Genomic DNA, 22,914 nt, shown 5'->3' with positions numbered 1-22,914 from the left:
TTATTATGGAAATTAAAATCATGCATAAATTAAATTTTCATTAAGGAGCCCTATAGATTTAATAACAACAAGGCTCATTTATTTCATTATAGTTACATAATTTACTTATAATGAATTTTCTTGAAGGAAAAATATTGTTTTTGTAGAATATTATTTTAGTAAAACAAAAATAATAACGTTATTGTTGTTTATTATCAATTAGATTAAATTGGAGGTGAGAAAATGAGTGATTGTATATTTTGCAAGATAATTAACGGGGAAATACCTTGCAGTAAGGTTTATGAAGATGATAAAGTGCTTGCTTTTAAGGATGTAAACCCAGAAGCACCAATTCATGTACTTGTAATTCCTAAAGTTCATATAGCTAGTATTAATGATTTAAATCACCAAAATTCACATCTTATTTCACATATATTTTTAACAATACAAAATATTGCGAAAGATCTAGGAATAGATGAGGATGGTTATAGAGTTGTAACTAATACAGGAAAAGATGGTGGGCAAACAGTAAATCATATACATTTTCATCTTTTAGCTGGAAGAAGTTTAAAGTGGCCACCAGGTTAAAGAAAAAATAATGAAAATCTTGACAGTAAGTAAAATTATATTGTATAATTAAAAATGTGCTATTTATGCCCCGCATTGGCTACTTTTAATTTAAAAGTTGAATTGAGCTAGCGGAGGGAGGGATAATAATGTCAGAAATCAAAGTTGGAGAAAACGAATCACTAGAGAATGCTTTAAGAAGATTTAAGAAAAAGTGTGCAAGAGCTGGTGTTCTTTCAGAGGTAAGAAAAAGAGAGCACTATGAGAAACCAAGCGTTAAGAAAAAGAAAAAATCAGAAGCTGCAAGAAAGAGAAAATTCAAATAGAATTTTTGGAAGAAGGTAACAGGCTATGTCCCTTAAGGATAGATTACAAGAAGACTGGAAAAATGCCTTAAAAGGAAAAGAAAAATTTAAGGCTTCAGTGATAAGCATGGCAAAAGCTGCTATATTACAAGTAGAAAAAGATAACAAATCAAGTCTTAATGATGATCAAGTCATTGAGGTTTTAGCTAAGGAAGTTAAGCAAAGACGTGATGCTTTGCAAGAATTTGAAAAAGGAAATAGACAAGATTTAGTAGACAGCACTAATGCTGAAATAGATATCTTGCTACAATACCTTCCTCAGCAGTTAACTGAAGATGAAATTCGAGAAATTGTTCGAGAGTCAGCGGAAAAATTGGGCGCAAATAGCATGAAAGATATGGGAAAAGTAATGGCTGCCGTTAGACCAAGTACAAATGGCAGATCAGATGGAAAAATTGTAAGTCAAATAGTTAAAGAATATTTGAATAAATAAGAACTCAGAATTATCTGAGTTCTTTTTGTATATATAAAAATTGAAGCTTAAATATTAATTAAAAAATCGTGACAAAGTTACGATTTTTTTCTTTAAAGTAATTTATTCTAATAAGTAATCATAAAATTTAACATATATACTAGCCTTATAGGGATACAATGTGAAAACTTAAAATATACTTTGGAAAATAAACTTTCTGTAAAAATAGCTTAAATCCTTAGAAATTAAGGATTAATAATTAAAAATGAAAAATTTAGGATGAAATTCACTGTTAGTGAATTTCTAAAATGAAGTTTGCTAAAAAAACTCCAAAGGCTTTGACGGTGGAGTTTTAACCATAATTCTTCATTATTCATTCTTAATTTTTAATTCATTGTAAAAATTTTATTATAGAAATTAAAATCGTGCATAAGCTAAATTTTCATTAAGGAACCCTATATGCTATTTAAACAAGTTTAGGGATATAACATAAAAGAATGGCAAAAAAATATAAGAATGAAAGACTATGGAGGAAATTAATTTTTATTAAAGTTAAAAAGTATCTTTAATAAAAGTCTCCATAAATTCTTCATTCTTAATCTTTAACTAATTATAATTCTTAATCATCAATTGAAATCATTATTTCACTCTCGAGGGCATGCATAAGTTCCACAACAGGAATTATTTTATTTACTTTATATGCATTTTCACCAGCAAAGATTAATGCCTTTTCCATATTACCCTTTGCTGCATTTATTAAAGCTGTGGTTATACAATATGGAGTTTCTTTTGGATCACAAGGAATTAGGCAATTATAGCATTTATCAATCTTTTGCCTTTCATATTCCACTGTTTTAGTGAAACTATTTAATATGGCACGTCCAGGCATTCCTACAGGACTTTTGACGATAGAGATATCTTCTTTACTACTATCTATATAAGCTTTTTTAAAGTTTATATGTGCATCACATTCTTCAGTGGCTACAAATCTAGTACCCATTTGCACTCCGTGAGCACCTAATTTTAGAAATTTTGCAATATCAAATCCATCATAAATTCCACCAGCAGCAATTATAGGAATATTTTTATTATATTTTTCCTCATAAGGTTTAACTACCTCAATTATTTGCGGAACTACACTCTCTAAACTACAGTCTTCTTTTTCTATGTCTTCTTTGTGAAACCCTAAATGTCCTCCTGCTTTAGGACCTTCTACTACAATCATATCAGGGGCTACATTATGTTTTTTATCCCAAATTTTTAATATGACAGAAGCTGCTTTTAGAGAAGATACAATGGGTGCAATCTTTGTTTTATAACCCTTAGCTATTTTAGGAAGAGTAGTAGGAAGTCCAGCACCTGAGATTATTAAATCTACTCCACTTTTTATAGCTTCTAGAGCATATTCTTCATAGTTTTTCATTGCTACCATTAAATTAACCCCTATTATTCCTTTTGGAGCTTTTTCTTTGGCAAGCTTTATATGTTTTCTTAATGCTTTTAAATTTGCTTCAAAAGCATTAGTTTTAAAATCTTCATCATCATATCCTATTTGTGCTGCAGATATAATTCCAATACCCCCACAATTTGCAACAGCAGAAGCTAAATTAGATAGAGATATGCCTATCCCCATTCCCCCTTGAATTATAGGTAATCGTGCTTCTAAATCTCCTATTTTTAATGGTTTTATATCCATTTAATAAAACATCTCCTTTGTTTTGATTATAAAACATTTTGATAATCAAACTAATTTGTAATAATTATAATCTATTATTTAAGTATCATCAACTTATAATTTTTAGGAAACTATTATAATAAAATGAATATAACTGTAAGTAGAAAAAATATTCTCATTGAGTCATGTACTGTATGAATTATAAAATTTAAAAAATATTAATAGTATAAATATTGAAAATAATCTAAAAAAAATGTTATTATAATAAATATTAATAGTTTAGGAGAAATATATGATAATGAAGTGTGTTAATATTTTATCAGGAATAATAATTTTATTATTAGGTTTATATATATCTAAAAGAAAAATAGTTATAAAAGAAAGTTCATTTATTATATTCCTATTCATTTATTCGATTTTTCAAGGGATTTTTAAAATAGAACTACACAATGTAGTTATGTTTATGGCTTCAATAATATTAATTCTTATATTTTATATTTTAGTCATTATATATTATAGAAAAACCTATTCTTTTTTTGGGATGTCTAAGGATGAGGCAACTACAGTTCTAACTAATTTTTTCACAAGGAAAAAATTTAATTATAATATAGCTAAGAATGAAGATAAGTTATCAGTGGACATAGGAGAGAAAACCACCGAAATTGAACTAAAATCTACATCACACATTACATCTATTAATGTAGTTAATATTGAGGATAAAGAAAAATGTGATGAAATAATAAAAGAGCTAAAAAAAGAATTCTATAAAGATAAAAGAAATAAGTTTTCACCAGCGTCAGCAATATTAATGCTACTTGGAGTTATAATAATTTCTCTAGGACTTTTTATATAATAATGTTAGTAATTTTTAAAATATAAACTTAGGCAATTGAGAATTGACTATGAAAAATTGACAATTGAGTTTGAGATTAGTTTTATCCAAACTAATTTCTTTAACTGATTTTAAACTAGCAATGTAGTTGCTAGTTTTTTTATAACAAATTGTTATGCAACTTCTTATGGTCAGAAGAGTTTCTAATAAATGTAGAGTTAAATAGCTATATTTAAAAATATAATAGTATTAAATGATATAAGTTTTTTTAAAATCATATAATTTAGGGATAGAGATAATTTAGGAGGAAGATTGTGATTTTAAAAATTTTAAGTATAGTATTTGGAGTTATAATTGTAGTATTTGGAGTACTTATAAGCGGAAGAAAATTTGTTGTTAAAGAAAGATTGATTAGAAGCTCAATATTTTTTTATATACTGTTTATTGAATCGATATTAAGAACTATTAGAGAAAAGGATGGATTTACGATAATAACAACTATATGTATAGCAGCTATTTTGGTGATATTTGTATTTTATGCAAAAGTTTATACTGTTTATGGATTGCTTAAGGAAGAATTAATTGAAATATTAGCAGACTTTTTTTCACAAAAAAGTATTCCATGGGAACTTGAGGATGATACTTTAATGATAGCTTATGGAGAAAAACGAGTAGATATAAAATTAAGAGAGATATTTAGAAGAACTACAGTTTACTTATCTCAGCTTGAGGGTAATAGTATATGTAATCAAATAATAGATGAAATAAAAAAATATATAAAAGAAAATAAGAAAAATAAATTTTCTTATGAAACAATTATTTATATCATATTAGGAATTTTTCTCATATTTTTAGGAGTAAAACTATAATAATTAACCTCTATAAATATATTATATAGTTATATTTATAGAGGGTTTTTTGCATATAAAGCTTTATCAAAAGTTGTAGAAGTATTCGATTCTATATATTTAACCTCTTTGATAAAGGTTTTAAAAGCAGAACAGCAACATATGCATAAATGGTGAATTTTTCTTGAGATTTACTTTTACTTGTATATAATAATAATATAATTAAGGGCAATAAAGGGGAGAATTTGATGAAACATAAAGGTACTATTTTAATAGAGACTGATAGACTTATCTTGAGAAAGTTTAAAGATACTGATTCAAATGATATGTTTAAAAATTGGGGAAGCGATGCTAATGTAACAAAGTATTTATCTTGGGAAACTCACAAAGATATTAAGGATTCAGAAGATATTATTAATCTATGGATATCTAAATATGAAGATAATAGTGTTTATAATTGGGTAATAGAGTTAAAAGAGATTAACGAGGTAATTGGCAATATATCAATTGTTAAATTAGAAGATATGCATGATGCTTGTGAAATTGGCTATTGCATTTCAAGTAAATATTGGAATAAAGGTATTACAACAGAGGCTTTTAATGCAATAATAAAATACCTATTTGAAGAAGTCGGAGTAAACAGAATTTGTGCGAAACATGACATTAATAATGTAGCTTCTGGAAAAGTAATGCAAAAATGTGGAATGGTTTATGAAGGAACATTAAGAGAAGTTCAAATTAGAAATAATAAGTTTTGTAGTGTAGCAGTTTACTCAATTCTAAAAAAAGAGTGGACTAGCAATGATTAAAATTTCTAAACAAATTATAGTATAGCCCTATAGGGTTATACTATTTTTAGGTTTAAATTCATCGCCATAAATTGGGTAAGTTACAACTTATGAATTTTATATTATAATTGGTAGTGTATAGAAACTTAGAAATTAGTGACCTATTATTATGGAGGGGTTTATTTATGATGAAATATGACCTTGTAATTATTGGTGGAGGACCAAGCGGCATGATGGCGGCAATTGCTGCAAAAGAAAATGGTATTAAAGATATTTTAATTATAGATAGAGAAATAGAACTTGGGGGAATGTTAATAAATTGTATTCATAGTGGGTTTAGAAGTAAATATATAGAAGGAGATTTAACGGCACCAGAGTATATTCAAAGCCTAGTTAATAAACTGATAGAATATGAAATAGAATATAAAACTTCAACAGATGTTATAAGTTTACATATAAATAAAACCATAGTAGCAGTAAATGAAGAAGGAATTTTAGAAATTTCTTCGAAGGCAATAATATTAGCTACGGGATGTAGAGAAAGGCCATTAGGATATAAAAACATATTAAGTCATAGATGTTCAGGTATAATTACTTCTTTATCAACATTAAAGTTAATTAATAGAGCAGGGATAATGCCAGGTAAAGAAGTGTTAGTTTTAGGTTCAGGGGATCCAGCATTATTTGCAACAAGAAGCCTAATACTAGAAGGAGCAAAGATTAAAGGGATTATTGAGACCACAGATGGACTAAGTGCAATTAGTGAAGAAGTGAAAACCTTTATTAAGGACTTTAATATACCTGTTATGTTAAAGTCTAGAGTAACTAATGTTTTTGGTAAAGCAAGAGTTGAAGGAGTAAATATAGGGCTTTTAGATGAGAATGACAAAGTTATTCCTAATAGCAAAAGTTACATAAGCTGTGATACTTTAGTTTTATCTATTTACCTTCACCCAGAAAATGCTCTAGCATTAAAAGCAGGTATAAATATAGATTCAGAAAGCTCAGAAATGATTTTAAAAGATAATATGGAAACTTCAATAGAGGGAATATTTGCTTGTGGTACTGTAGTTAAAGGATATGAACAAATAAATAAAATAGAAATAGAAAGTGAACTAGTAGGAAAATATGCAGCAGAATACTTAGGCAATTGAGAATTGACTATTGACAATGGACAATTATGGAGATTTCTCAGTTATCACTGAGAAATTTTGAATTTATTATGTAGCGGCGAACAGTGTTCGCCACAGAATAGCTAGCGATATAATCGCTAGCAAAAAGTCCGTTCAAAGAAATTATTTTGCTAAAAAATAATTTCCACCTTAATTGTCAATTGTCCATTCTCAATCCTCAATTGTATAAGTTGTGTTATAATATATTAAATAAAATTTATAAAGGACTATAAAAATGAACAATAAAACTAGTATTATAAACTTTTGTAAATCTTTAGGCTTTACAACTGTTGGGTTTACAACATGTAGAGTTTTTTCTGAATTAGAAAATTATTATTCTTATAGGAAAGAAAAAGGATTTCAGATAGAATTTGAAGAAGATGATATAGAAAAAAGAATAAATCCGTTTTTATTGATGGAAGATGGAAAAACTATAATATCAATAGCATTTCCATATTTACATGACGAAAATCGAAAAGTTAAATATTTTTCAAAATATACTTTAGGTGAAGATTATCATGCAGTAGTAAAAAGATATCTACAGAGAATATGTGGATATATTGAGAGTTTAGGTGGAAAAGCTATAGGATTTGTGGATAATAATCCACTTCCAGAAAGATATATTGCATATCTTTGCGGTATTGGATTCGTAGGAAAAAACAATACATTTATCACTAAAGAATATGGTTCTTATGTATTTCTCGGAGAAATAATAACAGATTTACCATTAGAAATTGATAGTCCTATAAAAGAGGGTTGTGGAAAATGCCAATTATGTTTAAATGTTTGTCCTACTAACACTCTTAAAGAGCAAGTAAAGGATAATGATTTTAATAAATGTTTATCCTATATGACTCAAAAGAAGCATATAGATGAATATTGGTTTGATAAGTTTAAAGGTAAGATTTTTGGATGCGATATTTGCCAAGATATATGTCCTTATAATAAAAAAGCTAAATTTTCACAGATAGAAGAGTTTAAAGCTTTTGATTTTATGAAAGAAGATGAGCTTATAGATATAATTAATATGAATAATACTACTTTTAAAGAGAAATATCAAAAATGTAGTTGTGGATGGAGAGGCAAAAATATTCTAATAAGAAATAGCCTTATTAATTATAATAATATAAAGCATGAAGATAAAGATAATATAATTAAGAATATAAATTCCCCATATATAAGGGAATATTATGATAAACTTTTTAAAAATAAAACTTAAACAATTATAAATTTATACAGGTTTTATAAGTTGAAGATTATAATAGAATTTTAAAATGTAGAGGTGGATAAAGAATGGATTTAGCTGCTAAATTTCGTTTGATAGAAAAGCTTCCAAAAAGCTTAGGAGATAAATTAATACAATCAGCTATTTATAGATATTATAAAAAATATGCAAATGTTAAAATTACGGGATACGAAAATATAGAAAGTCTAGAAGGGCCAATTATATTTATATCTAATCATTTAAGCAATGCAGATGGCTTAGTTTTAAATACAATTCTTGAAAAGAAAAAGCCTATATTTGTAGCTGGAGAAAAGCTAAGTGAAAATTCTTTTACTAAAATGGGAATAAGAGTTGTTGAAACTATAACTATAAAGCCGAATTCTGCTGATAAAGAGGCTATTGCAAAGATAATTAAAAACTTAAAAGAAGGAAGAAATATAGTTATCTTTCCAGAAGGGACAAGAAGTAGAACTGGTAGCATGATAGAAGCTAAAAAAGGGCTTCTTTTAATAGCAAAAATGTCTAAAGCTACTATAGTACCAATAGGATTATGTGGAACAGAGAATTTTATGCCAATAAATGATAATGATATGGGAAAAGAAAGCTTTAAAAAAGCAGATATATTTATTAATATAGGATTACCGGTGGAAATAGTAGAAAAGCAAAAAGATGAGGATAAAAATAGTTATAGTAATAGAGCATTAAAAGAGCTTATGCTTTCAATTGCAAAATTAATACCAGAAAAGTATAGAGGAGTTTACTCTCTAGAAGAAAATAACGATGAAATTTCTAATAGCCAGAAAAGTGAATAATTATATAAGAAAAAATCTATATCTAATAAGGTATAGATTTTTTATTGTATAATTATTATTGTTCTTTAATAGAATAAACTAGTAGAAAGATTCTTATGTGAATTTAGTTAATTTGTTTTTAATATAAGCTAAATATATAAGATGAAAATATTGTCTTAAAATAAATAGTTAAAATGACAAATTTAAAATGTAAACGATTATAAAATCATGTATTATCTTCGATTAAAGAAGAAATTTGTACTTAAAGTGCATATATTTTCAATTAAAAGTAAAATAATATTTGTATAGTTAAAATTAAATAAACTTTTGATATAATAATATGTAAAGTTATTGAAATACTACTACTTAATTGAAGGTTATTATGTAATTAGTATTAAAAAATGAAATTTTTTTCAAATTTCAAGCAGGAGTTATGCAAAAAATGTAGAATAGGGAATAATACATAATTAATAAAGTGATAATAATTATTTATTAATATTACTTATAAAAGTTTAATAAATTTAAAATATTTTTAAAACGTAATATACGGAGGTATAGACATGGGAAGTAAATCATTGGAAAAATTCTTAAAAGACAATTTACAAGACCTTAGAGATAAAGGCTTATATAATGAAATTAATATTATAAATGGAGCAAATGGTCCAATTATAAATATTGATGGAAAAGAACTTATAAACCTTTCATCAAATAACTACCTAGGACTTGCTACTCATCCAAGAATGATTGAAGCTACAATTGAAGCTACTAAAAAATACGGAGCAGGAGCAGGAGCAGTTAGAACGATTAATGGAACATTAGATATACACTCAGAACTTGAAAAAAGATTAGCAGGGTTTAAACATACTGAAGCTGCAATAGCTTTCCAATCTGGATTTAACTGTAATATGGCTGCAATTTCAGCAGTTATGGGTAAAAAAGATGCTATACTTTCAGATGCATTAAACCATGCATCAATTATAGATGGATGTAGATTATCAGGAGCAAAAATTATAAGAGTTGAACATTCTGATATGGACGATTTAAGAGCGAAAGCTAAAGAAGCCAAAGAATCAGGATTATATGAAAAAATAATGGTTATAACTGATGGTGTGTTCTCTATGGATGGAGATATAGCTAAACTTCCTGAAATAGTGGAAATAGCTGAAGAATTTGACTTAATTACATACGTTGATGATGCACACGGTTCAGGAGTATTAGGAAAAGGAGCAGGAACTGTTAAGCATTTTGGATTATCAGATAAGATAGACTTCCAAATAGGTACGTTATCTAAAGCTATTGGTGTAGTTGGAGGATATGTTGCTGGTTCTAAAGATTTAATTGATTGGTTAAAAGTTAGAGGTAGACCATTCCTATTCTCAACTGCATTGACACCAGGAGCAGCAGGTGCTTGTATAGAAGCTATAAAAATATTAACTGAAAGCACAGAACTTCATGATAAGCTATGGGAAAATGGAAATTATTTAAAGAAAGGCTTAAAAGAATTAGGCTTTAATATAGGAAATAGTGAAACTCCAATTACTCCATGTATAATAGGAGAAGCTGATAAGGCTCAAGAATTCAGCAAGAAGTTATATGAAGAAGGAGTATATGCAAAATCTATTGTATTCCCAACAGTTCCAATGGGTACAGCAAGAGTTAGAAATATGCCTTCAGCAGCTCATACTAAGGAAATGTTAGATCAGGCTATTAAAGCATATGAAAAAGTAGGAAAAGAAATGGGAATAATCTAGAAGATAACGCTTGGGAGGATAGTAATTATGAAAAAGATATTAGTTACAGGTTGTTTAGGACAAATTGGTACGGAATTAGTAGCAAAATTAAGAGAAGTTTATGGACGTGATAATGTTGTTGCTACAGATATAAGAAAACCAGAAGGAAACCCTATAGTTGAGGGCGGAGTATTTGAAATATTAGATGTTACTGATAGAAGTGCAATGCTTGAAATAGCTAAGAAATATGAAGTTGACTCAATAATTCACTTAGCTGCATTACTTTCAGCAGTAGCTGAAGCTAAACCTCAATTAGCTTGGGATATAAATATGGGTGGACTTGTTAATGCTTTAGAAGTTGCAAGAGAACTAAATTGCAAATTTTTCACGCCAAGTTCAATAGGAGCTTTTGGTCCAGATACTCCAAAGGTAAATACTCCACAGGATACAATTCAAAGACCAAAAACTATGTATGGTGTGACAAAGGTTTCTGGAGAGTTATTATGTGATTACTATCATACTAAATTTGGAGTAGATACAAGAGGAGTAAGATTCCCAGGTCTTATATCTTATGTAGCACCTCCAGGTGGCGGAACAACAGATTATGCTGTTGATATTTATTATGAAGCATTAAAAAGTGGAAAATATACTTCATACATTGATAAGGGAACTTATATGGATATGATGTATATGCCAGATGCTATAAATGCAATAATAACATTAATGGAAGCTGATCCATCAAAGTTAAAGCATAGAAATGCTTTTAATATAACAGCAATGAGCTTTGAACCAGAACAAATTGCAGCTGTAATTAAAAAGCATATACCAGAATTTGAGATTAGCTATGAGCCAGATCCAGTAAGACAAGGAATAGCTAATACTTGGCCAGACTCAATTGACCCAACAGCTGCTAAAGAAGAATGGGGATTTAAAGCTGAATATGATTTAGATAAAATGACAGCTGACATGCTACAAAAATTAAGAGAAAAAGGCATAGGAAATAAATAATAAATTATAATATAAAAAACTAGCAATGCATTGCTAGTTTTTTATTATTCCACCCCTGGGGAACAGTAGTGAAACCCGTTAGGGTTCCCCTGGGGTGCAGTATAGTTCGGAACTGAAATTATTGAACTTAAACTAATATTATGGAGATAAACAATATAATTAAAGTATCTTTTACAAAATAATTTCTCTAATGTATTTCTAATTAGCAATGCAATTGCTAATTATTGTAGGGGCGAACAGTGTTCGCCAGCTTTTTTTATGTTTCTTATAATTTAATATTAGTGCAATAATATGTGGCGAACACTGTTCTCCGCTACAATTAATCAATTGAAAATTTCTCAGTTCCTGCTGAGAAATATCTACAATTGTGAATTCTGCATTGTGAATTGTGAATTAAATAAAGTTGTCAACTTCCAATTATTCAAGTAATATTTTGTAAATTATGTTAAAATAAATATAATCATCAATTTAGGGGGAGCTAGTATAGAAGAGGCATGGGGGTTTAGCCTCTTAATGGGGCTTAATATTTTTAAGGAGGCTTTTCTTATAGTTCTAATGTTTAAAATTATTAAAGTTCTAAATATTTATATCAATAAAAACAAAGAAGATAAGGGGGAAAAAAATGAAAAATATTGATTATATTAATGGGGGTATAGAGCTTTTAGATTCAATAAAGCCATTATGGGAGAAACTAAATAATTATCATAGGGGAAATTCTAATAATTTTTCTCATAATTATGAAAGATTTACTTTTGAGCTTAGGAAAGAGAAATTTTGTAATAAAGACTTAAAGGTAAATATAGATTTAGTTAAAGATTTAGATAGAGAAACATATATAGGTTATTGTATAAGTACAATAAATTTAGACTTAGTTGGTGAAGTTGATTCTCTTTACCTAGAAAAAGAATACAGAGGGCAGGGTATAGGTGAAGAATTAATGGAAAGAGCATTAACTTATCTTAATGATAATAATTCAAAGAAAAAAATAATAGGTGTAGCTGAGGGGAATGAAGAGGTATTAAACTTTTATAGAAAATTTAAATTTTATAAAAGAACTATAATTCTTGAAGAGATTATATAGAAAAATCAAAAAGACTTACTAGAAATTTTTCTAGTAAGTCTTTTTGATAATTGCAATTAAGGAATATTCTTAAATTTTTTATTAATAAGAATATGTTATGTCTGCGTTATATTTGGAGTTTTCTTATCGTATTCATTAATTAGTTTGCCTAATTACTAATTTTTTATTCATATTATTGAAAAATTTTAAGAACAAATTTCAAAAATAAGACAACTAATAAAAGATATATAAGTTTTTTAATGAAGTATAATATAAAATTCTCTTTATTATGTATTGTTAATTCAAAAGTTGTGTATTATAAGTTAAAGTTGATATAATATATTAAGAAATAGTAGATATCTTCAAAAAATAACTAGTCAGTATATTAGTCTATTTTTAGCCATATTGCATTAGAATAATTCACTCATAGCTAAACTATAGGTGGGATATGTTTCCTTGTCTAAGGTAAAATAGATGTTGTATCTTTGACTTATTATTTTATTTCAGATATCTTATTAAACTTAAGAAATTGGGTGATATGATGAACAAAGAAAATAGAGGTAAAGTTTTAGATATATTAAGTAAAGTGTATGGAGGAACAAAATGCGGACTTGATTTTACTACGCCTTTTGAACTTTTAATATCAACTATTCTATCAGCACAATGTACTGATGAAAGAGTGAATAAAGTTACTAAAGAGTTATATAAAGAATATAATACTCCAGAAGCTATGGTTACTTTAACAGAAGAAGAACTAGGGGAAAAAGTAAGAAGTTGCGGCTTTTATAGAAATAAGAGCAAAAATATTTTAGGATGCTGTAGAATGCTTTTAGAAAAGCATGGAGGAGAAGTACCTAAAACCATGGAGGAACTTATAGAGCTTCCAGGTGTGGGAAGAAAAACTGCTAATGTAGTATTATCCAATGCCTTTGGAGTTCCTTCAATAGCTGTTGATACCCATGTATTTAGACTTTCAAATAGAATTGGAATTGCAAAAGGAAAGAATGTAGATGAGGTAGAACAAAAACTCATGAAAAATATACCTAAGGAAATGTGGAGTGATTCTCACCATTACTTAATATGGCATGGAAGAAAAATCTGCAATGCTCGTAAACCAAAATGTGAAGAATGTCCAATAGTTCAACATTGTGAATATTTTAATGGAAAAAGTTAATCAATGCACATTTCACAATTCACAATTAAGGAGGAAATTATTTTTAGACAAAATAATTTCTTTGAACAGATTTTTTTGACTAGCAATTTTATATTGCTAGTTTTTTTATTTTCCGCAATTGCTCATTGAATAAAGTTTGTTGCTTTTGTGTACAAGATAAAGAGTTAAAGGAATTAAATGATAAAAATGGAATATTATATATGGAGGCTTTATAAAATTTTGTAAATAATTAAAAAGGGGGTATAAGTGTGTTACCTTTAAATGCAATATTTTGGGGATTTATCTTATTGCTTAATATTCCAGTTAAAGTTTTGGATAAGTTTAATCTTGTTACAACTTTTATTGGATACGTATTAATAATTTATGGATGTTACAATTTAAAGGATAAAAATAAGCATTTTAAAAATGCAGCAATCTCTTATAGTACTATATTGGGATTAAGTATTATAACATTGTTTGTTTCATTTAAGATATCAATTCCAGAAATTATAGAACCTGAAAAAGAGATTATTCATATGCTAAAGAATGCTTGGCCATACGTGATAGTTGAAGCGATGTTAGGTATTATAATCTTATTTGGTGTGTATTCTATATGTGTTGGAATTTCTAAAATGTATGAAGAGAAAGATAAGAACTTCTGGGCTGTAAAAATTAAAAAACTATGGAAGGGCTTTAGAGATTCTATTATCGTATCTTTAATATTATATAGTATAATATTAATATGGTCTGTAGTTGAGGCGCTTTCTCCAGCATCTGGATTTAACTTTACTTTGCATAGGTTATATATTTTTAGTATTATACTTATACTGATAGTATTAATAGTTGTACTTATAAATTATATAAGAATAATAATAGAAATTAGATATGCCCATGGGATGTTGGAGAAAGATATGGAAGTTGTAGATCAATACGGAAAAAAATATTAATTTATAAAATTATTTATTATAAAAAAATCGTGACTAAAAGCCACGATTTTTTTATAGTATTATATCTAGTAAATTTTTTTCAATTAAGTTATTATACTTTCCATTTCTATATTCACCATAGATTGCTTTTCTTTCTTCTTGTGATAATCCTACCATCTTTTCTTGAAGCTCCTTTGGAGTTTCGACATATGCACCTTTAGGATTCATCTCTTCATCAAAAGTTATAATAGTTGGGATCGATTTACTTCCTACTGCTTCTTCCAAGAAGTCTTCAAAGCCAGTTCTTGGCATATAATGAATTTTTAAGTTAGAGTTTTCTTCACTTAATTTTTGTATAAATGGAATTGTAACTATACAATCTGGGCAAAAGCCTTCAGTAAACACAGTAGCATGAATAATTTTATCTAATTTTTTAATTTCTTCCTTAGCATCTTTTGATAAGTCAGTATTATTATAAGCTTTATCTTGAATATCTCCGTACTTTTCTTGGGATTTCTTTAAATAGGAATCAAAGCTTAAACCTTTTGATAAATCAATCATTTTTTAACCCTCCCTTTATGTGATGATAATATTATTATATCAAGAAAACTTGAAAAATTATACATAAGCTAAAATAATTCATAATGCACATTTCACAATTCACAATTAAGGAGGAAATTATTTTTTTGCAAAATAATTTCTTTAACTGATCTTTTGTAGCGGCGAACAGTGTTCGCCATTTTTCTTTTTTACATATCATAATTTAATATTAATATAAAAAATATTATGGAGAACACTGTTCTCCGCTACAGTTAGTCAATTTTAAATTTATCAGTAGTAGCTGAGAAATATCCATAATTGTGAATTGTGCACTGTGAATTTTGAATTGAATTGAGGTGAATTTAGGAAAGTGATATAATAAAATAAATATTGCAAATATTTATAAAAAAAGGTAGGGATAATAATGTCAAAACTTATAGAGAGATTTTTAGATTATATAAAATATGATACTAAAAGTGATGAAGATTCAAATACATTGCCTAGTACAGAAGGACAATTGGTCTTTGGAAAAATTCTTTTAGAAGAATTACAATCAATAGGTATGGCTGATGTAACGATGGATGATAAAGGTTTCGTTACGGCAACATTACCATCAAATATAGATAAGAAAGTACCAACAATAGGTTTTTTAGCTCATATGGATACAGCGCCAGATTATTCTGGTACAAATGTTAATCCACAGATAATTAAAAATTATGATGGTGGAGATATAAAATTAAATGAGAACACAATTTTATCAACAAAAGATTTTCCAGAAATTAAAAATTATATAGACAAAACATTAATTACAACAGATGGTACCACTTTATTAGGTGGAGACGATAAGGCAGGTATAGCTGAAATAATGACAGCTATGGAATATTTAATAAATCATCCAGAAATAAAACATGGAACTATAAAAGTTGCTTTCACTCCAGATGAAGAAGTAGGAACAGGATGCAATAATTTTAATGTTGAAAAATTTAATTCTGACTTTGCCTATACATTAGATGGAGGAGAAATTGGAGAAATTCAATATGAAACTTTTAATGCTGCTAGCGCTGAAGTTAAATTCCATGGTAGAAATGTTCATCCAGGTTCAGCAAAAGGAAAAATGATACATGCTAGCTTAATAGCTATGGAATATATAAATAAACTTCCTGAAAATGAAAGACCAGAAACTACAGAAGGATATGAAGGCTTTTATATGCTTGACGAAGTCCATGGGGAAGTAGAAGAAGCAAAGGCATCTTTCTTAATACGAGATTTTCACATGGATAAATTTGAATCTAGAAAAAGCTATATGAAAGAAATAGCTTCACAGCTAAATAAAAAATATGGTGAAGGAACTGTTGAGATAAATATAAGTGATACTTATTATAATATGAGAGAAAAAATTGAAGCTGAAATGCACATAGTTGAAACTGTAATAGAAGCTATGAAGCAATTAAATATAGAACCACTTGTAATACCTGTAAGGGGTGGTACAGATGGATCAAAGCTTTCTTATATGGGATTACCAACTCCAAATATATTTACTGGTGGACATAACTTCCATGGTAAATTTGAATACATTGTAATTGAATCAATGGAAAAAGCAGTTGAAGTAATATTAAAAATTATAGATATTTATGCAAATAAATAAAACAGTTTAAACAATGCACAATGCACAGTTCACAATTCACAATTAAGGTGGAAATTATTTTTTAGCAAAATAATTTCTTTAAACGGATTTTTTTGACTAGCAATCTTATTGCTAGTTTTTTTATTGTAGCGGCGAACAGTGTTCGCCATTTTTTTATACAAAGTTACTTTGTATAAAAAAAGAATCAATTCTAAATTTATCAGCCCCTGCTGAGAAATATCCATAAATCCTTCATTCTTCATCCTTCATTCTTAATCAATAAGTTGTGAATTAAGCTCATAATGATAAAAAATCTTCTTTAAAATTATTAAAAAAGTTAATTATATTTAATTTTATTAAAAATAAAATTTTTATAATGACACAGAATTGACATTATACAGACACAAAACAAACATATAACTATATTAACATCTAGTTATAACATTAATGAGAGGGGATTGTATATTATGAATGAGTTTAATGATTCTAACAATACAACTAATAAAGAAGTAGGAAAAACATATATATATGATGCGAAGTTTACAGTAGAAAATCCTAAAAAACAAAGAAAGAATAAAAAAGCTGGTAGTTTTATAGCAATAGCACTTATTTGTTCATTACTTGGAGGGACTGTAGGAGGTACAGCTACTTACGCTGTAATAAATAATAATAATAAGAATACAGTTTCTAATAAAGAAACAGTTACTAATACTTCTACCACAGTAGGCAATACATCATCTATGAATATACCGGAAATTGCTAAAAAAGCTTCGCCAGCAGTTGTGGGAGTTGCTACAAAATCTATAAATCAGAGCTCACTTACATGGCAATCTGAATTGCAAGAAGGAATTGGATCAGGATTTATATTTAATGAGGAAGGATATATATTAACTAATTATCATGTTATTGAAGGTGCTTCTGAAGTTAAAGTAATATTATATGATGGCAAAGAAGTTACAGCTAAGGTTGTAAATTATCAAGAAGATGCAGATTTAGCTGTTGTTAAAATAACAGAAGAAGTTGAATTGCCAGGAGTATTAGAAATTGGTAACTCAGATGAACTACAAGTTGGAGAACAGGTAGTAGCAATAGGAAATCCATTAGGAAAAGAATTTTCTGGTTCTGTAACAACGGGTATTGTAAGTGCTTTAAATAGAGAGATACAATTTGAAGGTGGAAAGACATTAAAATTAATACAAACTGATACTGCTATAAATCCAGGAAATAGTGGAGGACCATTACTTAATTCTAAGGGACAAGTAATTGGAATAAATACTGCTAAAATTGGTAAGCAGGGAGTTGAAGGTTTAGGATTTTCAATACCAATAAATGAAGCATCTAATAAACTTGATAATTTATTAAAACCAATATTAAAGCTAGGTATTGTTGCCTTAAACCTTAATGAAGAAACAGCAAAAGCTAATAATCTACCTGTTGGAATTTATATAGAAAATGTACAAAGCTTGAGTGTAGCTCAAAAAGGAGGACTTCAACCAGGAGATGTAATAGTTAAATTTGACGGTAAAAAGGTAAGCACAGTTGAAGAACTAAATAAAATTAAAGAATCTCATAATGAAGGGGACGTAGTATCTGTAGAACTTGTGAGAAGCGGAAAAACAATGCAAGTCAATTTAACATTAGAATAGATAAAAGTTAAACAATGGAAAATTGACGATGGACAATTGACAATTGACAATTAAGGAGGAAATTAATTCTTCACGAATTAATTTCTTTAATAAACCTTTGTAGCGGCGAACAGTGTTCGCCATTTTTCTTTTGCATATATCATAATTTAATATCAATATAAAAAATATTATGGAGAACACTGTTCTCCGCTACAGTTAGTAAATTCTAAATTTCTCAGCCTTTGCTGAGAAATATCCACAATTGTCCATTGTCAATTTTCCATCCTCCATTGTAGAAGGGTGGTTTACATAAATTCTTATTCCTCGTTATTAATTAATAGGTATTATCTTTAATTAACATAGAGATAATACTATTAGAATAATGTTTTGAACAACACTTTTATTACAATATAGGGGGAAAGATGTCATAAAAGTTTAAAGTTTTTTATAATGACATTGAAATGTCATTATACAGACACAAAATTGACATATAACTATACTAATATTTAGTTACAGGGTTGAGATAAGGAGGTTACATACTATGAGTGAGTTTAATAATTCTAATGACTCAGATAATGAAGTGGAAAAAACATATATATATGATACTAGTTTTACAGTAGAAAAACCTGTAAAACAAAAAAAGAATAGGAAGTTTGGTGCTTATATAGCTATAGCTCTTATTTGCTCACTCTTAGGTGGAGCAGTAGGAGGTACTATAACTTACAGCATAATAAATAATAGCAATAATAAAAATATATCTTCTAAGCCACAAACAAATAATGATACCTCTGTGCCATTGACTAATACAAGCTCAATGAACATACCGGAGATTGCTAAGAGAGTTTCTCCAGCAGTTGTAGGGGTTGCTACAAAAACTGTAAGTTCGAACTTTTTTGGATGGCAATTTGAACCTCAAGAAGGAATTGGTTCAGGATTTATATTTAACGAAAATGGAGCTGTTTTAACTAACTACCACGTTATTAAAGGAGCTTCAGAAGTTAAAGTAATATTTCATAATGGTAAAGAAGTTTCTGCTAAAGTTGTAAATTATCAAGAAGATGCAGACTTAGCAGTTCTTAAAATAACAGAAAAAGTAGAAATGCCAGGAGTATTAGAGTTTGGTGATTCAGATGCACTAGAAGTTGGAGAGCAGGTTGTAGCTATAGGAAATCCATTAGGGAAAGAATTCTCTGGCTCAGTAACAACAGGTATTATAAGTGCCTTAAACAGGGAAATGAAGTTTGAAGATGGTAAGACATTAAAGTTAATACAAACTGATACCGCTATCAACCCAGGTAATAGTGGCGGACCATTAATTGACTCTAGAGGTCAAGTAATTGGAATAAATACTGCTAAAATAGGTAAGCAGGGAGTTGAAGGTTTAGGCTTCTCAATTCCAATAAATGAAGTGCTTAATAAACTTGATAATTTAACAAAACCAACATTAAAGTTAGGAGTTTCCTGTATAAACCTTAATGAAGAATTAGCAAAGGCTAATAAGCTACCTGTTGGAATTTATATAGAAAAGGTAGAAAGCTTAAGTGTAGCTCAAAAAGGTGGGCTTCAACCAGGAGATGTAATAGTTAAATTTGCTAATAAAAAGGTTAGTACAGTTAAAGAAATAAATAAAATTAAAGACTCTTATAAAGATGGGGACGTAGTACCTGTAGAATTTATAAGAGATGGAAAAACAATGATAGCTAACTTAAAATTAGAATAGATAAGGTATCTAAACTAACTAGTTCAAGATGCCAAAAACCAATTAATTATGCGATTAGTTAACCTTAGGTAATTAATTGACGCTAGTTAATAAATTATCTTTAGGTAATTAATATCTATCCCCCTTTTAATATTAGAATATTAAAAAAACCGAAACACAAAAAACAGTATCCACAACAAGATAGCCTCCTTGTTGTGGATATTGTTTTTTTGTTTCACCTCTGGGGAACAGTAGNNGGTGCAGTATAGTTCGGAACAAAAAACTAGTAAGTTTATGCTAGCATTATGGAGATAAGCAATATAATTAAAGTATTCTTCAATACCGCAGATGTAGTGCAGTATAATTCGGAGCAAAAATTAGTGATATTATACTAATATTATGGAGAGTTTAATCAATTTTTAGATTTTTAAAGTTAAAAAAATAGGGGAGGTTTTCACCTTCCCCTTTTGGATTGTTAGGAATTTATAATATATATATTTATAAGCTGTTTTTAAAAATAAGGTATATCTAATTTAAAATAATACACAATGCATAGTTCACAATTCACAATTAATGAAGAAATTATTTTTAGAAAAATAATTTCTTTCAATGGATTTCTTTAACTAGCAATACAATTGCTAGTTTCTTTCATAAAAAGTTACTGTGTAACTTCAAAAAAGAATCAATTTTAAATTTCTCAGTTATTACTGAGAAATATCTACAACTGTGAATTGTGCATTGTGCATTGTGAATTGTGAATTATTTAAGCTCCTTAATAAGACCTTTTCTATAAGCCATAAGGAGTTTTTCTAAATCATTAATTTGAGTTATTAATTCTTTTCCTATGTCTGTATCTCTTATTCTTTGTCTTGATTTTGTAGTTTCAAGTATTATAGAGGAAGATAATATATCTTTTCCTTCTTCTATCGCTTTTTGTGTAGATTCAAATGGTTCATGTGATACATGCTGTAATCCATAGGAATTATAAATTAATGTATATCCTGCAAGTCCTGTTTCAGGCTGATATGCCTTTGAAAAGCCTCCATCTATAACTAACAATTTACCATTAGCTTTTATAGGGCTTTCTCCCTTAACAGCTTTAACAGGAACATGACCATTTATAATATGAGAGCTAGTTGGATCGAGTCCAAACTCTTCTAATATCTTATTACAAATTTCTTCTTTATCTCTAAATCCAAAATAAGGATCCTTACATTCTTTGTGAGTTGTTGCGTCATTGATAAAATATCTTTCAAAGGTTGCCATTTTATCTTTACCAAATAGAGGAGAATTTTCTCCACACCATAAATACCATAAAAAATCTAAGGCATATTGGTCTGTTTCCGAATTGCCTTTATTAAAATAACCTTCTCTTGCAATTCTATCAGCTATATCTAAATAAGCTTTACCACTATATTGTCTTCCAGCAACTTTACTTTTTCTAAAGTTACCATTTTCATCTAGTGGAATGCAAGCATGATATAAAAGATTTGAGTTATAAGTCAAATATAGACTTCCTTTAGAAAATAGATATCTAGTGTGCCTTTGAAGCTTTTCACTACTTAAAAATGAAGATTTTAGTCTAGAAACTAATTCTTTTTCCTCATCATTAAGTTTATATGGATTTTTAGGATCGATAGTAGGGAAGTGGGTATCGTTAAGCTCATATTCCTTACCATCTACCATTATCGTACCCTTTTCAAAATTAATTTTATCTAAAAGCAATCTATTTTTCATATTAAAGCTTGGTCTTCTTTGCATTATTTCTCCCTCAAGCTTAAATTGAATTATGGAAATTGCTTTATGCATTTGAGACATAAGTTTTAAATCTTTTTCTTTATAATTTCCTGCAGTATCTTTTGGTTTAAAAGATTTACAAGGATCATCTCTGTAAGTGTTCATAGCAAAGGTAGCTAGTGGCAATAAATTAATGCCATAACCTTCTTCTAATGTTTCTAGATTAGCATATCTTGTAGAAATACGAATAGCGTTGGCAATACAACTTTCAGATCCAGCAGCGGCTCCCATCCATAATATGTCATGATTGCCCCATTGAATGTCTATATTATCATATTTCATTACGCTTTCCATTATGATATGAGCACCAGGTCCTCTATCATAAATATCTCCAACTATGTGAAGTCTATCAACTATAAGTTTTTGGATAACATGAGAAATAGCAATAATGAATTCCTTTGCTCTTCCAATTCTTATAATCGTATCTAATATACCATTAAAATAATCTTGTTTATTTGGTCTGATTTGCTGTTCATGTAATAGTTCTTCAATAATATATGCAAAATCAGGTGGTAAAGCTTTTCTGACTTTAGACCTAGTATATTTAGAAGAAACTAATTTACATATCTCTATAAGATGATATAGATTTATTCTATACCAATCATCAAGTTCTTTTTCTTCTTGCATTACAAGCTCAAGCTTTTGTTCAGGGTAATATATTAATGTACATAACTCCTTTTTTTCGCTCTCTCTTAGAGTATTTCCAAAAATATCATTAACTTTTCTTTTAATTACTCCTGAAGCATTTTTTAAAACATGATTAAAAGCTTCATATTCACCATGAATATCTGTAAGGAAGTGCTCCGTTCCTTTTGGTAAGCTCAATATAGCTTGAAGATTTATAATTTCCGTACAAGCATCTGAAATTGTAGGGAACTTGTGAGATAAAAGCTTAAGATACCTTAAATCATCCTCAATTATATCAACACTTATTTCATTTAATGGCAACATGTTAAATCTCCTTTTCTATTGCTTAACTTAATTAATTAACCAACGAACAACTTAATCAATTGACAATGGAGAATTGACGATTGACAATTAAAGAGGAAATTATTTTTAGACAAAATAATTTCTTTAAATTTATTTTTGACTAGCAAT

Annotated in this window: 20 protein-coding genes; 17 read left to right on the top strand and 3 right to left on the bottom strand. The window is 28.3% G+C overall.

Annotated elements, in window-relative coordinates; genetic code table 11:
- Nucleotides 1-222: 222 nt before the first annotated feature.
- From B2W91_RS10125 to B2W91_RS10115, 3 genes are all read left to right on the top strand, one after another.
- Entirely contained in the window at nucleotides 223-567 is a 345-nt protein-coding gene (locus B2W91_RS10125; protein ID WP_291580489.1) for a histidine triad nucleotide-binding protein, read from the top strand.
- A gap of 128 nt (nucleotides 568-695) precedes the next feature.
- Nucleotides 696-872 (top strand): 30S ribosomal protein S21, encoded by a 177-nt coding sequence (gene rpsU, locus B2W91_RS10120; protein ID WP_003357777.1) that lies wholly within the window; start codon nucleotides 696-698, stop codon nucleotides 870-872.
- 25 nt (nucleotides 873-897) lie between these two features.
- Nucleotides 898-1,344, top strand: coding sequence for a GatB/YqeY domain-containing protein (locus B2W91_RS10115; RefSeq protein ID WP_291580488.1), 447 nt, complete (start codon nucleotides 898-900; stop codon nucleotides 1,342-1,344).
- A 598-nt stretch (nucleotides 1,345-1,942) separates the two neighbouring features.
- Here B2W91_RS10115 and B2W91_RS10110 read toward each other — a convergent pair.
- Nucleotides 1,943-3,019: an NAD(P)H-dependent flavin oxidoreductase gene (locus B2W91_RS10110; protein ID WP_291580487.1), complete on the bottom strand. Its 1,077-nt coding sequence runs from the start codon at nucleotides 3,017-3,019 to the stop codon at nucleotides 1,943-1,945.
- Between the two features lie 271 nt (nucleotides 3,020-3,290).
- On the opposite strand from B2W91_RS10110, the gene B2W91_RS10105 reads away from it, so the two are divergent.
- From B2W91_RS10105 to B2W91_RS10055, 11 genes are all read left to right on the top strand, one after another.
- Entirely contained in the window at nucleotides 3,291-3,851 is a 561-nt protein-coding gene (locus B2W91_RS10105; protein WP_291580486.1) for a hypothetical protein, read from the top strand.
- A gap of 293 nt (nucleotides 3,852-4,144) precedes the next feature.
- Nucleotides 4,145-4,699 (top strand): hypothetical protein, encoded by a 555-nt coding sequence (locus B2W91_RS10100; RefSeq protein ID WP_291580485.1) that lies wholly within the window; start codon nucleotides 4,145-4,147, stop codon nucleotides 4,697-4,699.
- Nucleotides 4,700-4,926: 227 nt separating this feature from the next.
- Nucleotides 4,927-5,487, top strand: a complete 561-nt coding sequence (locus tag B2W91_RS10095) for a GNAT family N-acetyltransferase (RefSeq protein ID WP_291580484.1) — start codon at nucleotides 4,927-4,929, stop codon at nucleotides 5,485-5,487.
- Between the two features lie 164 nt (nucleotides 5,488-5,651).
- The gene (locus tag B2W91_RS10090) at nucleotides 5,652-6,620 is read left to right on the top strand and encodes an NAD(P)/FAD-dependent oxidoreductase (protein WP_291580481.1); all 969 of its coding nucleotides are present in this window, start codon (nucleotides 5,652-5,654) and stop codon (nucleotides 6,618-6,620) included.
- A gap of 253 nt (nucleotides 6,621-6,873) precedes the next feature.
- Nucleotides 6,874-7,857 (top strand): tRNA epoxyqueuosine(34) reductase QueG, encoded by a 984-nt coding sequence (gene queG / locus B2W91_RS10085; RefSeq protein ID WP_291580479.1) that lies wholly within the window; start codon nucleotides 6,874-6,876, stop codon nucleotides 7,855-7,857.
- A 74-nt stretch (nucleotides 7,858-7,931) separates the two neighbouring features.
- A complete protein-coding gene (locus tag B2W91_RS10080) occupies nucleotides 7,932-8,675 on the top strand; it encodes a lysophospholipid acyltransferase family protein (protein ID WP_291580477.1) in 744 nt (247 codons plus the stop codon).
- A 539-nt stretch (nucleotides 8,676-9,214) separates the two neighbouring features.
- Nucleotides 9,215-10,405: a glycine C-acetyltransferase gene (locus B2W91_RS10075; RefSeq protein ID WP_291580475.1), complete on the top strand. Its 1,191-nt coding sequence runs from the start codon at nucleotides 9,215-9,217 to the stop codon at nucleotides 10,403-10,405.
- Between the two features lie 27 nt (nucleotides 10,406-10,432).
- Entirely contained in the window at nucleotides 10,433-11,392 is a 960-nt protein-coding gene (locus B2W91_RS10070; protein WP_291580473.1) for an L-threonine 3-dehydrogenase, read from the top strand.
- A 622-nt stretch (nucleotides 11,393-12,014) separates the two neighbouring features.
- The gene (locus tag B2W91_RS10065) at nucleotides 12,015-12,473 is read left to right on the top strand and encodes a GNAT family N-acetyltransferase (protein WP_291580472.1); all 459 of its coding nucleotides are present in this window, start codon (nucleotides 12,015-12,017) and stop codon (nucleotides 12,471-12,473) included.
- 520 nt (nucleotides 12,474-12,993) lie between these two features.
- A complete protein-coding gene (gene nth, locus B2W91_RS10060) occupies nucleotides 12,994-13,626 on the top strand; it encodes an endonuclease III (protein ID WP_291580471.1) in 633 nt (210 codons plus the stop codon).
- A gap of 248 nt (nucleotides 13,627-13,874) precedes the next feature.
- The gene (locus tag B2W91_RS10055; protein WP_291580469.1) at nucleotides 13,875-14,552 is read left to right on the top strand and encodes a hypothetical protein; all 678 of its coding nucleotides are present in this window, start codon (nucleotides 13,875-13,877) and stop codon (nucleotides 14,550-14,552) included.
- Nucleotides 14,553-14,603: 51 nt separating this feature from the next.
- Here B2W91_RS10055 and B2W91_RS10050 read toward each other — a convergent pair whose 3' ends face one another.
- Entirely contained in the window at nucleotides 14,604-15,092 is a 489-nt protein-coding gene (locus tag B2W91_RS10050) for a thioredoxin family protein (RefSeq protein WP_291580468.1), read from the bottom strand.
- Between the two features lie 403 nt (nucleotides 15,093-15,495).
- Between B2W91_RS10050 and pepT the strand changes: the two genes are divergently transcribed.
- From pepT to B2W91_RS10035, 3 genes are all read left to right on the top strand, one after another.
- Nucleotides 15,496-16,716, top strand: coding sequence for a peptidase T (gene pepT, locus B2W91_RS10045; protein ID WP_291580466.1), 1,221 nt, complete (start codon nucleotides 15,496-15,498; stop codon nucleotides 16,714-16,716).
- Between the two features lie 446 nt (nucleotides 16,717-17,162).
- Nucleotides 17,163-18,341 (top strand): S1C family serine protease, encoded by a 1,179-nt coding sequence (locus B2W91_RS10040; RefSeq protein WP_291580464.1) that lies wholly within the window; start codon nucleotides 17,163-17,165, stop codon nucleotides 18,339-18,341.
- Nucleotides 18,342-18,861: 520 nt separating this feature from the next.
- Nucleotides 18,862-20,040: a S1C family serine protease gene (locus B2W91_RS10035; protein ID WP_291580462.1), complete on the top strand. Its 1,179-nt coding sequence runs from the start codon at nucleotides 18,862-18,864 to the stop codon at nucleotides 20,038-20,040.
- 738 nt (nucleotides 20,041-20,778) lie between these two features.
- Here the strand turns inward: B2W91_RS10035 and B2W91_RS10030 are convergent.
- The gene (locus B2W91_RS10030) at nucleotides 20,779-22,767 is read right to left on the bottom strand and encodes a fructose-1,6-bisphosphatase (RefSeq protein ID WP_291580460.1); all 1,989 of its coding nucleotides are present in this window, start codon (nucleotides 22,765-22,767) and stop codon (nucleotides 20,779-20,781) included.
- Nucleotides 22,768-22,914: the final 147 nt, after the last annotated feature.

This window comes from Clostridium sp. UBA6640, assembly GCF_002455975.1.
In the GTDB taxonomy this organism is placed as follows: Bacteria; Bacillota; Clostridia; order Clostridiales; family Clostridiaceae; genus Clostridium_J.
Note: the sequence above shows the minus strand (reverse complement) of the source record. Positions and strands in the feature narration are given on the sequence as shown.

Excerpts from the sequence above, each read along its gene's own strand:
- B2W91_RS10125 (WP_291580489.1), top strand. The coding sequence starts at position 223 with ATGAGTGATTGTATATTTTGCAAGATAATTAACGGGGAAATACCTTGC.
- rpsU (WP_003357777.1), top strand. The coding sequence starts at position 696 with ATGTCAGAAATCAAAGTTGGAGAAAACGAATCACTAGAGAATGCTTTA.
- B2W91_RS10115 (WP_291580488.1), top strand. The coding sequence starts at position 898 with ATGTCCCTTAAGGATAGATTACAAGAAGACTGGAAAAATGCCTTAAAA.
- B2W91_RS10110 (WP_291580487.1), bottom strand. The coding sequence starts at position 3,019 with ATGGATATAAAACCATTAAAAATAGGAGATTTAGAAGCACGATTACCT.
- B2W91_RS10105 (WP_291580486.1), top strand. The coding sequence starts at position 3,291 with ATGATAATGAAGTGTGTTAATATTTTATCAGGAATAATAATTTTATTA.
- B2W91_RS10095 (WP_291580484.1), top strand. The coding sequence starts at position 4,927 with ATGAAACATAAAGGTACTATTTTAATAGAGACTGATAGACTTATCTTG.
- B2W91_RS10090 (WP_291580481.1), top strand. The coding sequence starts at position 5,652 with ATGATGAAATATGACCTTGTAATTATTGGTGGAGGACCAAGCGGCATG.
- queG (WP_291580479.1), top strand. The coding sequence starts at position 6,874 with ATGAACAATAAAACTAGTATTATAAACTTTTGTAAATCTTTAGGCTTT.
- B2W91_RS10080 (WP_291580477.1), top strand. The coding sequence starts at position 7,932 with ATGGATTTAGCTGCTAAATTTCGTTTGATAGAAAAGCTTCCAAAAAGC.
- B2W91_RS10075 (WP_291580475.1), top strand. The coding sequence starts at position 9,215 with ATGGGAAGTAAATCATTGGAAAAATTCTTAAAAGACAATTTACAAGAC.
- B2W91_RS10070 (WP_291580473.1), top strand. The coding sequence starts at position 10,433 with ATGAAAAAGATATTAGTTACAGGTTGTTTAGGACAAATTGGTACGGAA.
- B2W91_RS10065 (WP_291580472.1), top strand. The coding sequence starts at position 12,015 with ATGAAAAATATTGATTATATTAATGGGGGTATAGAGCTTTTAGATTCA.
- nth (WP_291580471.1), top strand. The coding sequence starts at position 12,994 with ATGAACAAAGAAAATAGAGGTAAAGTTTTAGATATATTAAGTAAAGTG.
- B2W91_RS10050 (WP_291580468.1), bottom strand. The coding sequence starts at position 15,092 with ATGATTGATTTATCAAAAGGTTTAAGCTTTGATTCCTATTTAAAGAAA.
- pepT (WP_291580466.1), top strand. The coding sequence starts at position 15,496 with ATGTCAAAACTTATAGAGAGATTTTTAGATTATATAAAATATGATACT.
- B2W91_RS10040 (WP_291580464.1), top strand. The coding sequence starts at position 17,163 with ATGAATGAGTTTAATGATTCTAACAATACAACTAATAAAGAAGTAGGA.
- B2W91_RS10035 (WP_291580462.1), top strand. The coding sequence starts at position 18,862 with ATGAGTGAGTTTAATAATTCTAATGACTCAGATAATGAAGTGGAAAAA.
- B2W91_RS10030 (WP_291580460.1), bottom strand. The coding sequence starts at position 22,767 with ATGTTGCCATTAAATGAAATAAGTGTTGATATAATTGAGGATGATTTA.